This window comes from Asanoa sp. NPDC050611, assembly GCF_040654855.1.
Lineage (GTDB): Bacteria > Actinomycetota > Actinomycetes > Mycobacteriales > Micromonosporaceae > Asanoa.
The window spans coordinates 58,143-72,047 of the sequence record NZ_JBFAIU010000004.1 but is presented as its reverse complement, the minus strand read 5'-3'; the positions used below and the strand labels follow the sequence as shown (position 1 = coordinate 72,047).

Sequence of the window (13,905 nt, the reverse complement as noted above, 5' to 3'; positions counted from 1 at the left end):
CCAGCGCACCCGCCAGATGGTCACGACCGCCGCGTCGGTCGTCTGGATCACGGTGGGCACCGAGGTCGAGGCGCTCCAGCAGGAATACACCTGGACCGCCGGGCATTGACCTGATCAGAAACGTGATCGACGCGCCGACCGCGCGGGGCAACCCGAGGTGTCGAACCTGGCCATCCCCATGTACCGTAAGAGCCACGAGAGATGCCTGACGTCATCGGGGCCCGCCTTCGTGCTGCCCCGAATTCTGTGCGAGGGGGTCGAGCCATGGGGCGCGGCCGTGCTAAGGCCAAGCAGACAAAGGTGGCCCGGGAGTTGAAGTATCACTCCCCGAACACCGACCTCGCCGCTTTGCAGCGAGAACTCGGCGGCCACAGCCAGTCGGACCACGACTTCGACGACGACTACAGCAACAGCTATGTCGACGACGAAGACGAGGACGACAACGCAGAAGACGACGCTTCCAACAACTGGTCGTCTCGCTCCCGCTGACCCCCAGGTCATCAACGAGCACGCGGTGGTAACCCGCGTGCTCGCCCGTGTCCGAGGGGGTCAGCGGGATGCGCTGGCCCGAGGGGCGTGCTCGTCAGCGGGGGCGGTTATTCCAGTTGTAGAACGTCGGGATGTTCTCGAAGTGGTTCCAGGCGCACACCGCACCGCCGGCCGGATCGGCCGCCTCGGCGCGTAGCTTGCGCGCCTGTTCCGCCTCGGACAGCAACGCGGTCAGCCCTGCCCGTGCGCCGGCGACGCGCCCCGCCAGGTCCCCCAGGCCGGCCTCGGCGTCCTCGGCCTGCTCAGACGGCTGAAGACTGGTGGTCTCGGGCATGCTGCAACACCCCTTCCAGTAGGCGGATCTTGCTGTTGCGGCAGTGGTCGGTTTCGGTCGTATCGAACCGACCGTGCTCGAAATAGCGGTTCGCCGCGTGTGCACCGCCGCAGAAACCGAAGTAGGGGCAGCTCGCTCGGCAGGCTTCCACGCCGTCGAGGAACTCGGCGACCCAGGGCGTGCGCCGGTGCGCACCGGCGATGATCTCGGTAAGGGGCGTCGTAAGGACGTTGCCGCTGCTGAAGTCGCCGTGCCGGGCGTCCTGGAACCCGGCCAGCTCCGGCGACAGCAGCACCACGGAGCCGTCGTAGGCCACGGTGGGAATCGGGTCGAGCTGGCGTGGCAGCACGCTGTCGGCGGTGTCGGTCAGCACGGCCTCGGTGTAGCGCAGCGACCACTCGATCTCGCGCACGTGGATCCGCGGCTCCGCTCGCCAGGCGGTGACCAGCTCGGCCCAGAAGTCGACGACCTGGCCGGCCGGGTGGGCGTTGCCGCGGGTGTTGGTGCCCTCGGTCTCCTCGATGTTGATGCCGAGGACGTCGCAACCGAGGTCGAGGAAGTAGCGGTAGAGCTCGGCCGCCCGGCCCGGCGCGGGGTCGGAGACCACGCAGAGGGCAGAGAAGCCGATGCCGTGGGCGCGGAGCGTCTCGATGCCCCGGACGATCCGGTCGTACGCCGGCCGCCCGCCCCGGGTCACCCGATCGCCGTTGCGCTCCCGCGGGCCGTCGACGCTCACGCTGACCCGGATCTCGTGCTCCGCGAAGAACTCGCACCAGGCCGGGTCGATCAGCGTCGCGTTGGTCTGCACGTGATGCTCGACGCCCGGGTCGAACGGCGCGAGCAGCGCGGCGAAGTGGTCGCGCCCGGCGGCCAGCGGCTCACCGCCGTGCCAGACCACCGAGAACCGGCCGTCCTGCGCCCAGCGATTGACCGGGCCGGCCACCGCGGCGGCTACGTCGACCGCCATCTTCCGGTCGGCGGACCGGAACGGAAGGTAGCAGTAGGCACAGTCGAGGTTGCACAGCGTCGTGGGCTGCATAACCACGTAGGAGGGCACGGGGGCGATGCCGCGCATACCGGTGAACTGGGCCCGCCGGACAACCACCCGCCCTCCTCTCCCCGTCGAGGTGTCGAGGCAGGACTTTAGGTTAGGCGGCGCTGGCCAATCGGGTAAGGCCCAATCAGGTAGGCGAATGATCACACGGGTGCGGCCGAAGGGTCAGCCGCGCGTGTGCTGCCCGATCATCTGAACGGTCCCCGTGCCTTCGATGATCTCGCCGGCCTGCCAGGCGTCGATGCCGCGGCCCGTGAGGAAAGCGAGCGCCCGGTCGGCGTCCTCGGCGGAGACGATGGCGAACATGCCGACGCCCATGTTGAAGGTCGACTCCATCTCCGGGTCTTCGATGCGGCCCTTGGACTGGACCAGGTCGAAGATGGGCTGCGGCTTCCAGGTCGACCGGTTGACCACGGCGTCGACGTGCTCCGGGAGCACGCGCACGAGGTTGCCCGGGATGCCGCCGCCGGTGACGTGGGCCAGCGCCCGGACCTCGGCCTCCTCGATCAGCTTGAGGCAGTCGCGGGCGTAGATCTTGGTCGGCGTGAGCAGCTCCTCGCCGAGGGTGCGCTGCTTGCCGAAGTCGTCCACCACCGTGTCGAGCCGCATCCGGCCGGCGCCGAGCAGCACGTGGCGGACCAGCGAGTAGCCGTTGGAGTGCAGGCCGGACGAGCGCATCGCGATCACGACGTCGCCGACCTCGACCCGGTCGCGGCCGAGGATCTCGCTCTCCTCCACCACGCCGACGCCGGTCGCCGACAGGTCGTACTCGTCGGGGCGTAGGACGCCCGGGTGCTCGGCCGTCTCGCCGCCGAGCAGCGCGCAGCCCGCGTACCGGCAGCCGTCGGAGATGCCGGCGCCGATCTCGGCGACCTTGTCGGGCACGACCTCGCCGCAGGCGATGTAGTCGAGCAGGAACAGCGGCTCGGCGCCGCACGCGACCAGGTCGTCGACGACCATCGCGACCAGGTCGATGCCGACCGTGTCGTGGATGTCGAGCTGCTGCGCGATCACCAGCTTGGTGCCGACGCCGTCGGTCGACGAGGCCAGGATCGGGTTCTTGTAGCGCTTGGTGTCGAGCCGGAACAGGCCGGCGAAGCCACCGAGGTCACCGAGCACCTCGGGGCGCTGGGCCCGGGCCACCTTGCTCTTGAGCAGCTCGACCGCGCGCTCGCCCGCGTGGATGGAGACGCCGGCGTCGGCGTACGTCACTGTGCGCTTGCGACCGGTCCGCCCGCCGGCCGTCCATGGCTGGAGGCCTTCCGAGCCAGAGGTGTTGGCCGGGCCGCCGCCCCGCTCAGTAACGTGCGTCACGATTTCTCCCTTTAACGCCTGACGCGCGGTGTCTCGGTGGAGACGCCGGCTAGGAACGGTGCGTGCCGCCGCCGTTGGAGCTGGCCGCCAGCCGCTGCGCGACCAACTGGTCGCTCGCCGCCGGACGCTCGGCTCCGCCATCGTTGCGCTGCTCGGCTTCGGCGTCGACCCGCCGGGCGACGCCTTCGAGCACGTGCTTGCCGATCAGGTTGCCGGCCGGCAGCGGGATCGGGTAGTCCCCATCGAAACACGCGCGGCACAAGCGCGTCTTCGGCTGCTCGGTCGCGGCCACCAGACCGCCGAGTGATACGTATCCCAACGAGTCGGCGCCGATCGAGCGTCGGATGCCGTCGTTGTCGAGGCCGTTGGCCAGCAGCTCCGCGCGGGTCGCGAAGTCGATCCCGTAGAAGCACGGCCAGTTGACCGGCGGCGAGGAGATGCGCACGTGCACCTCGAGCGCGCCGGCTTCGCGGAGCATCCGGACGATCGCCCGCTGCGTGTTGCCCCGCACGATGGAGTCGTCGACCACCACGATCCGCTTGCCGCGGATGTTTTCCCGCAGTGGGTTGAGCTTGAGCCGGATGCCCAGCTGGCGCAGGGTCTGCGACGGCTGGATGAAGGTGCGCCCGACGTAGGCGTTCTTCACCAGGCCCGAGCCGTAGGTGATGCCCGACTCGGCCGCGTAGCCGATCGCGGCCGGCGTGCCCGACTCGGGCACCGGGATCACCATGTCGGCCTCGACCGGGTGCTCCTTGGCGAGCTGCCGGCCGATCTGCACCCGGGCCGCGTGCACGTTGCGCCCGGCGATCGTGGTGTCGGGGCGCGCGATGTAGACGTATTCGAACAGGCAGCCCTTGGGCTCCGGCGCGGCGAACCGCGACGAGCGCAGGCCGTCCTCGTCGATCGCGAGCAGCTCGCCCGGCTCGACCTCACGGACGAAGCTGGCGCCGACGATGTCGAGCGCCGCCGTCTCGCTGGCCACCACCCAGCCCCGCTCGAGCCGGCCGAGCACCAGCGGGCGCACGCCGTGGGCGTCGCGGGCCGCGTAGAGCGTGGTCTCGTCCATGAACACGAAGCTGAACGCGCCGCGCAGCGTCGGCAGCACCTCGAGCGCGGCGGCCTCGACGGACATGTCGGGGCGGCCGGCGAGCAGCGCGGTCACCAGCGCGGTGTCGGAGGTGGTGGCGGGGTCCGTGGGCAGGCCGCGGTCGGCGACCTCGCGGGCCAGCTCGGCGGTGTTGACCAGGTTGCCGTTGTGCGCCAGGGCGATGGTCGTGCCCGCACTGGTGGCACGGATCGTCGGCTGCGCGTTCTCCCAGGTCGAACCACCGGTGGTGGAGTAACGCGTGTGACCGATGGCGAGGTGGCCGCGCAGGCTGGCCAGGGTCGGCTCGTCGAAGACCTGGGCGACCAGGCCGAGGTCCTTGTAGACCACGACGCCCGAGCCGTCGCTCACGGCGATGCCCGCCGCTTCCTGGCCACGGTGCTGCAGGGCGTAGAGCCCGAAGTAGGTCAGCTTCGCGACCTCTTCACCCGGCCCCCAGACACCGAAGACACCGCAAGCATCTTGCGGGCCGGGCCGTTGGGGGTCGAGGTCCTGGCTCAACCGGCCGTCGCCTCGGGGCACCTGGCGCTCCTCGCTGCTGAACTTCCTGGCACGTCTTGCTCGGGCCAGTGTACGCGAGTTCGCGCCGGTCACAGCGGGCCACCTTGAGCGCGCGGACCGTCAGGGAATCCCTTCGGGCGACCCTTCCCTTCTCGTGGGTTTTGCGCCGACCAACGGTCCAGGCGCCTTAGAGATCTGGCTGTCCGGGCAGATATGGGGAGAGGTCGGCCCGGTTTCCGCTGGCCTTGATCCTGCCGGCGGCCAGCGCCTCGGCCCACGGCAGCCGGCCGGTCGCGACCAGAATCCAGGTCACACCGTCCATTTCGACCACGTTTGAGGGGGTACCACGGGTATGTCGTGGTCCGGGAACGCATTGCACGGCACCGTAAGGTGGGACCCGCACTTCGACCGAGCGGCCGGGAGCCCGCTTGGCGAGGTCGGTCAGCAGCGCACGCACAGCGTCACGGAGAGTGGTTTTCTCGGGGCTCCCCCCGGCGTCGAGAACGGCTAGGGCAGCCGCGACCGCTGGTGACTTATTGTGCGCAGGGGACATGACGGGACGATACGACCTTCTCGCGTCCTAGTTCCTTCGGCCCCTGGGTCGCGCTGACCCCGTCGGGCAAGGCATAGTGACCGACGGTGTACTCGTTCGGGGGTGAGACCGGAAGGCGGTGGACGTGACAACACACCGACGAGCCTGGCGCGTACGGGCCGGTGTGGTCGTGGCGCTGAGTGCTGGCGCACTGGTCACCTTTTTTCCTAGCCCCGCTCAGGCGGCACCGCCGACGGTGTCGATCAGCGTTTCCAACGGCTCGCTATCGCCCGGGGAGAACGCGACCGTTCGGATCACGATCCAGAACAACAACCCGCAGCAGCAGGGTGGCGGCAACAACCGGCAGACGGCCACCGTCCGGGTCTCCACCAGCTTCGGCGAGCTGAGCTGCTCCCAGAACTGCGACGGCGACATCGACATCGACGCCGGCGACAGCGAGCAGGTCACCTCCCGCGTGACGGCGGGCAACGTCGCCGACGGCCAGACCAAGTCCGGCCAGGTCGTCGTCCAGGTCACGATCAACGGCGAGAACGGCCAGGCGACCCGGGACATGACGGTCCGCGGCCGTCAGCAGCAGGCCCCGCCGCCGGTGGAAACGGTCAGGACGATCACCGGCAAGGTCGTCAACCAGTCCGACGGCAAGCCGGTCAACGGCGCGTACGTCGCCTTGAACGACGGCGCCAACAACTTCTTCGACACGCTCACCAACTCGAGCGGCACGTACCGCTTCGAAGGCTCCGAGCGCAAGCCCATCGTGCCGGGCCGCATCACCATCGGCGCGTCGAAGGAAGACATCAAGGACACCAAGTCGATCACCGTCAACGCCGGCCAGAACGCCAGCGGGGTCAACCTGAGCCTGAAGCTCAAGGTCGAGCCCACCGCGACCGCGTCCGCCGTCCCCACCGAGGACGCGCCGCTCGAGGACGAGGCGACCGACGAGCCGAGCGACTCCGCGATCGCGGCTGAACCGGCCGGCAACTCGGAGGACGGCGGCGGCTTCGGCAACTGGCTGGTCGTGCTCGGCGGCGGTCTGCTGGTCGCGTTCGGTGTCGGCGGCATCGTCTGGGTGATGCTGCGCCGCAAGGAGAGCGATGACCCCGACGACCAGACCTCGACCACGGGCGTACGCCCGGCGGTGCCGATGGGCGGCGGCGCGGCGGCATACCGCGGCGGCGACGACGCGACCCGGATCGCCGGGCCCGGCGGCGGCGCCATGGCCGACGCACCGACCATGCTGCACAGCCGCGCGCCGATGGACGAGTTCCCGGACCCCTACGGCGCGCCGATGCCGCCGCAGGCACCGACCTACGGGGCGCAGCAGCCCGGCTGGGACGGCGGCGCCGGCTACGGCCAGCCCACCCAGGTCGGCGGCTACGACCAGGCCACGCAGATGTACGGCGGCGCGGCACCCACCCAGTTCGGCAACGCGCCGGGTTCGGGTGGCGGCTACGGCGCCGGCGGCTACCCCGACGCGCCCGGCTCGGGTGGCGGCGGCTACGGCGGCGCGCCGGCCTCGGGCGGCGGCTACGGTGCCGGCCAGGGCGGTTATCCGCAGGGCGGCGGCTACGGCGGCGGCCAGGCCTTCGACGAGCCGACCGGCCGCTACGAGCCGGCGTCCGGCGGCGGTGGCTACGGCGGCCGTGACAACGGCTACGGTGCCGGTCCGAGCGGCGGCAACAACGGCTACGGCGGCGCGCCCAGCGGCGGCTACGGAGACGAGCGCGGTTACGAGCCCAACGGCTACGACCAGGGCGGCGGCAACGGTTACGGCTCCGCCCCGCGGGGCGGCTACGACCAGGGCCAGGGCCGGGGCGGCTACGAGGGCGGCGGCTACGGCGGCGGCCAGGGTGGCGGCTACGACGAGACCCGCGGCTACCCGCCGCAGGGCGCCGGCGGCGACTACGGCCGTGGCGGTGGCTACGAGGGCGGTGCCGGCTACGACCGGGTGCCCGAGCAGCGGGGCGGCGGCAACTACGACAACCCCAACGGCGGCTACGACGACCGCGGCGAGTACTACGAAGGCCAGAACGGCGGCGGCGACGGCCGTGGGGCCCGGCACGGCGGCGGCGGTCGCGGTGGCGACCGGCGCGAGCTGGGCTGGCTCGACGACTGACCAGTCAACGCAACGAAGAAGGGGGCCGCGGTCGCGGCCCCCTTCTTCGTATGCGAATCAGTCAGTCCTCGACCGGCAGCGACGCACCGAACAGCTTCGGCATCGTCGCGGTGTGCGCCTCGCGCAGCTCGGCGAGCGGCACCGAGAACTGGCCGCGGATCTCGAGCGCCTCGTTCTGCCCGTCGGTCACGCCGATCGGGGTCCACGACACGCCCTGCTCCGCGCAGAGCCCGGTGAACGCCTTCTCGTGCCCGCGCGGCACGGACACCACGGCCCGGCCGGCCGACTCGCTGAACAGGTAGACGAACGGCATCGAGCCCGCGGAGAACTCCTCCGGCAGCGCGATCCGGGCGCCCACGCCGTTGCGCAGGCAGGCCTCGACCAGCACCTGAGCCAGGCCGCCGTCGGAGACGTCGTGCGCCGCGCTCAGGTGGCCGACCCGGGCCGCCTCGGCCAGCACCTGCGCCAGCGCCCGCTCCTTGGCCAGGTCGACCTTGGGCGGAACGCCGCCGAGGTGCTCGTGGGTCACCCAGGCCCACTCGGAGCCGGACAGCTCGTTGGCCGTCTCGCCGAGCAGGAAGATCAGGTCACCGTCGCCGGTCGCCGGCTTGGCGAAGCCGATCGGCACGCGGTCGGCCACGTCGTCGATCACGCCGAGCACGCCGACCACTGGCGTCGGGTGGATCGCCGCGGCGCCGGTCTGGTTGTAGAAGCTCACGTTGCCGCCGGTCACCGGGATGCCCAGCTCGAGGCAGCCGTCGGCCAGGCCGCGGACGGCCTCGGCGAACTGCCACATGACGGCCGGGTCCTCGGGCGAGCCGAAGTTGAGGCAGTTGGTCACCGCGACCGGCTTGGCACCGGTGACGGCCACGTTGCGGTAGCTCTCGGCCAGCGCCAGCTTCGCGCCGTTGTACGGGTCGAGCCGGGCGAACCGGCCGTTGCCGTCGACCGAGAGCGCGACGCCGAGCCCGCTGTGCTCGTCGACCCGGATCAGGCCGGCGTCCTCGGGCTGAGCCAGCACGGTGTTGCCGAGCACGTAGCGGTCGTACTGCTCGGTGACCCACGACTTGTCGCAGAGGTTCGGCGAGCCGACCATCCGCAGCAGCGTCGCCTTCAGGTCGTCCGGCGTGGCCGGCCGCGGCAGCGTCTCGGCCCGGTCGGCCTGCAGCAGGATCAGGTCGGCGGGCTCGCGCATCGGCCGGGCGTAGACCGGGCCGTCGTCGGCCAGCGAGGCCGGCGGCACGTCGACCACGAGGTGGTCGCGCCAGGTGATCCGCAGCCGGCCCGGCAGGCCGCTGACCTCGGACGGGGTGACCTCGCCGATCGCGGTCGCCAGCACGCCCCACTTCTCGGCCACGGCGAGCACCGCGTCGAGCTGCTCGGGCTTGACGATCAGCAGCATCCGCTCCTGCGACTCGCTGGCCAGGATCTCGTGCGGCTCCATGGACGGCTCGCGCAGCGGCACCCGCTCCAGCCACACCCGCATGCCGGTGCCGGCCGCGGCCGCGGTCTCGGTCAGCGCGCAGGTCAGGCCGGCGCCGCCGAGGTCCTGGATGCCGACGACCAGGTTGGCGTCGTAGAGCTCCAGGCAGGCCTCGATCAGCAGCTTCTCGGTGAACGGGTCGCCGACCTGCACCGACGGGCGGCGCGCCTGGCTGCCGTCGTCGAAGGTCGCGCTGGCCAGCACGGACACGCCGCCGATGCCGTCGCGGCCGGTCTTGGCACCCATCAGCACCACGATGTTGCCGGGGCCGGCGGCGTCCTTCTTCTGCAGCCGGTCGACCGGCAGCACGCCCACGCAGAGCGCGTTGACCAGCGGGTTGCCCTGATAGGTCGGGTCGAAGACGACCTCGCCGCCGACGTTGGGCAGGCCGAGGCAGTTGCCGTAGCCGCCGATGCCGGCGACGACGCCGGGCAGCACCCGGGCGGTGTCCTCGTGGTCGGCCGCACCGAACCGCAGCGGGTCCATCACGGCGACCGGCCGGGCGCCCATCGCGAGGATGTCGCGGACGATGCCGCCGACACCGGTCGCGGCGCCCTGGTAGGGCTCGACGAAGCTCGGGTGGTTGTGCGACTCGACCTTGAAGGTCACCGCGATCTCGTCGGAGATCTTGATGACGCCGGCGTTCTCGCCGATGCCCGCGAGCATCCGGTCGCTCGGCGGCTGCTTCTCGCCGAACTGGCGCAGGTGCACCTTGCTCGACTTGTACGAGCAGTGTTCGCTCCACATGATCGAGTACATCGCCAGCTCGGACTGGGTCGGCCGGCGGTCGAGGATGCCGCGGATCCGCTCGTACTCGTCGTCGCGCAGGCCCAGCTCGGCGAACGGCTGCAGCTCACCGGCGGTTTCGCCGGCCCGCTCGACCGTGTCGGGGCCGTTGCGGCCGTCGTACGACGCCACCTGTGCCGGCAACGATTTCTCTTCCGCCTCGCTCGACGCTGTGTCGGGCTGAGTTGTCATGCCGAGGCCCCCGCCAGGTGCTTGAGAATCGAGGTGAAGAAGCCCAACCCGTCGAGCGACGGACCGGTCAGTGCCTCGATCGCGTGCTCAGGGTGGGGCATGAGCCCGACGACGTTGCCGGCCTCGTTGGTGACCCCGGCGATGTCCCGCTCGGAGCCGTTGGGGTTGCCACGCAGGTAGGTGGCCACGATCCGGTTCTCGGCAGCCAGCGCGTCGAGCGTCGCCCGGTCGGCGACGTAACGCCCCTCACCGCTCTTGAGCGGGACCAGGATCTCCTGGTCGGCCTCGAACGAGTTCGTCCACGCGGTGCTGGCCGCGTCGACCCGCAGCCACTGGTCGCGGTTGCGGAAGTGGAGGTGGCTGTTGCGGGTGAGGGCACCGGGCAGCAGGTGGGCCTCGCAGAGGATCTGGAAGCCGTTGCAGATGCCGAGGACCGGCAGGCCGCCGCGGGCGCCGTCGATGATCGACTCCATCACGGGCGCGAACCGGGCGATCGCTCCGGTGCGCAGGTAGTCGCCGTAGGAGAAGCCGCCGGGCAGCACCACGGCGTCGACGCCATGCAGGTCGCTGTCGCCGTGCCACAGCCGCACCGCTTCGCCGCCGGCGACCCGGACGGCCCGGGCGGCGTCACCGTCGTCCAGCGAGCCGGGGAAGGTCACGACACCGATGCGGGCACTCATGACGGCTCACCCGCCGGGACCGCGTCCTCGGCAACCTCCTGGATCGTGAAGTCCTCGATCACCGGGTTGGCGAGCAGCTTGTCGGCGATCTCGCGGACCCGCTCGGGATCCGCGGCGCCGGTGAACTCGATCTCGATGCGCCGGCCGATGCGCACGGAGGAGACATCGCTGATGCCGAGCCGTGGCAGCGCGTTGGCTACCGCTTGGCCCTGAGGATCGAGAATCTCCGGCTTGAGCATGACGTCGACGACGACGCGAGCCACTGGGCACTCCTGACTTTCGTACGCGGTAAGCGCGCCAAGAGTACCCGGTAGATAGACGTTGACCGGCACCCGCCCACGGCTTGGAACAGGCATTACGCGCGTAGCGCCTCGACCGTCGTGAGCGCTGCGAGCACCAGACAGATACCGGCGGCAACATATCGGATCAACGACAACTTGACCCTCTTCCGCAGCCAGCGGCCGAGCAGCACGGCGGCGCCGGAGACGACGATCAGCGCCAGCCACGACCCGATGAAGACCGGAATGGGATTTCGGCCACTCGCCACCAGGCCGGCCGTCAGCAACTGCGACAGGTCACCCCATTCGGCGGTGAACAGGACGACGAAGCTGGCCGCCGCGGCCCGCAGGCCGGTGCGCCGCTCCTGTACGCGGCCCGCGTACTCCTGTTGCTCCTGGTCCTCGCGTTCCTGCCCGGACTTGCGCGCACCGCGGAAGAGCACGATCGCGCCGGCCAGGAACAGCCCCGCCGCGACGAGCGCGACCGGGCGTTCGGGCAGCCGGGAGATCAGCGTCCCCGCGCCGACCGCGACCGCGCACTGCACACCGAACGCGGCGACCACCCCCAACCACACCGGGAGCGGCGGATACCGCGTGCTCAGCACGAGCGTCGCGACGAACGTCTTGTCGGGCAGTTCGACCGGCAGGATCAGCGCGAACGCCGTGACCGCGACGATGAAGAACTCCATCCCCGCCAACGCTAATCATCACGGGGTCGTATGACCTGGATTTGATGATTGCGAATACGTCGATATCACAATAGCGTCTCGGGCAGTCCGATCCACCCCCCCTCGGATAGGAGCCCAGATGCGCACCCGCCTCACCCTGGCCGCGCTCGCCATCGGCCTCACCGGAGCCTTCCTCGCGCCCAGCGCGGCCGGCGCCGCACCCGTCGCGCCCACCGGCCCGGAGCAGATCATCGGTGGCAGCACCGTCGCGTCGGCCCCGTGGGCCGCGGCCGTGTTCAGCAACGGCTCGTTCACCTGCTCGGGCACGATCATCGCGTCGACCTGGGTGCTCACCGCCCGCCACTGCATCAGCGGCACGATGTCGGTGCGGGTCGGCAGCGTCAACCGGGGCTCCGGCGGCGTCACCCGCACGGTCAGCGCGACGTACACCCGCAGCGACCTGGCCCTGATGCGGCTGAGCAGCGGGGTGAGCACGAGCTACGTGACGCTCTCCAGCGCCTACCCGCCGGTCAACTCGACCAACACGATCTACGGCTGGGGCATGACCTGCTACAGCGGCTGCAGCGCGTCGACCGTGCTCAAGACCGCCTCCGTCCGGGTGACCAGCACCAACGTGACTGACGCCTACGGCGGCCGGGCGATCCGCAGCACCCGGATCAACGGCAACGCGTGGCGCGGCGACTCCGGTGGCCCGCAGTTCTACAACGGCGCCCAGGTCGGCGTCGCATCCACCGCGGACGGCGTCAACATCCAGAACTACGGCAGCGTCGCCTACAACCGGGCGTGGATCCAGAGCACTGCCGGCGTCTGACCCAGACAACGCTCTCCCACAAGGCGGCGTGGCGCTCCAAGGGGCGCCACGCCGCCCGGCGTGTCAGAGGATCGCGCCGGGCGTGTAGCCGGCGGCCGTCGGGTGCCGCCGGACCACGTCGTCGATCTTCGCGGCCACCGCGGCCACCTGGGCACCGGCCGCGCCGACGAACGCCGCCCGGTCGGCCACCAGCGCGTCGATCTCGCCGCGGGTCAGGCCCAGGCGGTCGTCGGCGGCGAGCCGGTCGAACAGGTCGTTCTCGGTGCTGCCCTTCTCCCGCATGGCGAGCGCGACGGCGACGGCGTTCTCCTTGATCACCTCGTGCGCCGTCTCGCGACCGACGCCCCGGCGTACCGCGGCGACCAGGATCTTGGTCGTGGCCAGGAACGGCAGGTAGCGGTCGAGCTCCCGGGCGACCACCGCGGGATAGGCGCCGAACTCGTCGAGCACGGTCAGGAACGTCTGGAAGAGGCCGTCCGTGGCGAAGAAGGCGTCGGGCAGCGCGACCCGGCGGACCACCGAGTCCGAGACGTCGCCCTCGTTCCACTGGTCGCCGGCCAGCTCGCCGATCATCGAGACGTAGCCGCGGACCACGACCGCGAGCCCGTTGACCCGCTCGCTCGACCGGGTGTTCATCTTGTGCGGCATCGCGCTCGAGCCGACCTGGCCCGGCCGGAAGCCCTCGGTGACCAGCTCCTGCCCGACCATCAGCCGGATCGTGGTGGCCAGGCTGCTCGGCGCGGCGACGACCTGGGCCAGCGCGGTGACCACGTCGAGGTCCAGCGAGCGTGGGTAGACCTGGCCGACGCTGCTCAGCACCGACGAGAACCCGAGGTGGGCGGCGACCCGCGACTCCAGCTCCGCCACCTTGCCGGCGTCGCCGTCGAAGAGGTCGAGCTGGTCGGCCGCGGTGCCGACCGGGCCCTTGATGCCGCGCAGCGGATAGCGGGCGATCAGGTCGTCGAGCCGCTGGTACGCGATCAGCAGCTCCTCGCCGGCCGAGGCGAACCGCTTGCCCAGCGTCGTCGCCTGCGCGGCGACGTTGTGCGACCGGCCCGCCATCACCAGGTTCTCGTGCTCGACGGCGAGCCGGGCCAGCCGGGCCAGCGCCGCGACGACCCGGTCGCGGACCAGCTCGAGCGAGGAGCGGATCTGCAGCTGCTCCACGTTCTCGGTGAGGTCGCGGGAGGTCATCCCCTTGTGGATCTGCTCGTGGCCGGCGAGGTCCGCGAACTCCTCGATGCGCGCCTTCACGTCGTGTCGGGTGATCCGCTCGCGCTCGGCGATCGAGAGCAGGTCGACGTCGTCGAGCACGGCCCGGTACGCCTCGACGACCCCGTCGGGCACGTCGATGCCGAGGTCGCGCTGTGTCTCCAGCACCGCGATCCACAGCCGCCGCTCCAGCTTCACCTTTTCGGTCGGCGACCAGAGCGCGACCAGCTCGGGAGAGGCGTATCGGGCGGCGAGAACGTTGGGTACCTGCGTCACCCGGCCATTCTGGCACCCTGGCCAGGGGCGTGATC

At 71.0% G+C, this 13,905-nt stretch carries 13 protein-coding genes; 3 read left to right on the top strand and 10 right to left on the bottom strand.

All coding sequences use genetic code 11. From position 1 onward, the window contains the following. The first annotated feature begins 264 nt into the window (after positions 1–264). Positions 265–489, top strand: coding sequence for a DUF3073 domain-containing protein (locus tag AB0H87_RS01485; protein WP_203707650.1), 225 nt, complete (start codon positions 265–267; stop codon positions 487–489). A gap of 94 nt (positions 490–583) precedes the next feature. Here the strand turns inward: AB0H87_RS01485 and amcA are convergent, their stop codons facing one another. The 5 genes from amcA to AB0H87_RS01460 form a co-directional block, all read right to left on the bottom strand. Further along, positions 584–823, bottom strand: coding sequence for a multiple cyclophane-containing RiPP AmcA (gene amcA / locus AB0H87_RS01480; protein WP_360137753.1), 240 nt, complete (start codon positions 821–823; stop codon positions 584–586). Continuing rightward, positions 792–1,898: a cyclophane-forming radical SAM peptide maturase AmcB gene (gene amcB, locus AB0H87_RS01475; RefSeq protein ID WP_360137769.1), complete on the bottom strand. Its 1,107-nt coding sequence runs from the start codon at positions 1,896–1,898 to the stop codon at positions 792–794. Before amcB ends, amcA begins: the two co-directional genes overlap by 32 nt. A 144-nt stretch (positions 1,899–2,042) precedes the next feature. Then, positions 2,043–3,191, bottom strand: coding sequence for a phosphoribosylformylglycinamidine cyclo-ligase (gene purM, locus AB0H87_RS01470; protein WP_360137750.1), 1,149 nt, complete (start codon positions 3,189–3,191; stop codon positions 2,043–2,045). A 49-nt stretch (positions 3,192–3,240) separates the two neighbouring features. After that, positions 3,241–4,818: an amidophosphoribosyltransferase gene (gene purF, locus AB0H87_RS01465; RefSeq protein WP_360137747.1), complete on the bottom strand. Its 1,578-nt coding sequence runs from the start codon at positions 4,816–4,818 to the stop codon at positions 3,241–3,243. Positions 4,819–4,984: 166 nt separating this feature from the next. Then, positions 4,985–5,350, bottom strand: a complete 366-nt coding sequence (locus tag AB0H87_RS01460; protein WP_360137744.1) for a sterol carrier family protein — start codon at positions 5,348–5,350, stop codon at positions 4,985–4,987. Positions 5,351–5,585: 235 nt separating this feature from the next. Between AB0H87_RS01460 and AB0H87_RS01455 the strand changes: the two genes are divergently transcribed. Beyond that, positions 5,586–7,463 (top strand): carboxypeptidase-like regulatory domain-containing protein, encoded by a 1,878-nt coding sequence (locus AB0H87_RS01455; protein ID WP_360137741.1) that lies wholly within the window; start codon positions 5,586–5,588, stop codon positions 7,461–7,463. A gap of 61 nt (positions 7,464–7,524) precedes the next feature. On the opposite strand, the gene purL is transcribed toward AB0H87_RS01455, so the two are convergent. From purL to AB0H87_RS01435, 4 genes are all read right to left on the bottom strand, one after another. Beyond that, positions 7,525–9,924, bottom strand: a complete 2,400-nt coding sequence (gene purL / locus AB0H87_RS01450) for a phosphoribosylformylglycinamidine synthase subunit PurL (protein WP_360137738.1) — start codon at positions 9,922–9,924, stop codon at positions 7,525–7,527. Next, a complete protein-coding gene (purQ, locus tag AB0H87_RS01445; RefSeq protein WP_360137735.1) occupies positions 9,921–10,604 on the bottom strand; it encodes a phosphoribosylformylglycinamidine synthase subunit PurQ in 684 nt (227 codons plus the stop codon). Before purQ ends, purL begins: the two co-directional genes overlap by 4 nt. Beyond that, positions 10,601–10,867, bottom strand: a complete 267-nt coding sequence (purS, locus tag AB0H87_RS01440) for a phosphoribosylformylglycinamidine synthase subunit PurS (RefSeq protein WP_360137732.1) — start codon at positions 10,865–10,867, stop codon at positions 10,601–10,603. Before purS ends, purQ begins: the two co-directional genes overlap by 4 nt. A 92-nt stretch (positions 10,868–10,959) precedes the next feature. Further along, complete coding sequence (locus AB0H87_RS01435) at positions 10,960–11,571, bottom strand: TMEM165/GDT1 family protein (RefSeq protein ID WP_360137729.1); 612 nt, start codon at positions 11,569–11,571, stop codon at positions 10,960–10,962. 118 nt (positions 11,572–11,689) lie between these two features. Between AB0H87_RS01435 and AB0H87_RS01430 the strand changes: the two genes are divergently transcribed. Beyond that, positions 11,690–12,382: a DUF1986 domain-containing protein gene (locus tag AB0H87_RS01430; RefSeq protein ID WP_360137726.1), complete on the top strand. Its 693-nt coding sequence runs from the start codon at positions 11,690–11,692 to the stop codon at positions 12,380–12,382. Between the two features lie 63 nt (positions 12,383–12,445). Here AB0H87_RS01430 and purB read toward each other — a convergent pair whose 3' ends face one another. After that, a complete protein-coding gene (purB, locus tag AB0H87_RS01425; protein ID WP_360137723.1) occupies positions 12,446–13,870 on the bottom strand; it encodes an adenylosuccinate lyase in 1,425 nt (474 codons plus the stop codon). Positions 13,871–13,905: the final 35 nt, after the last annotated feature.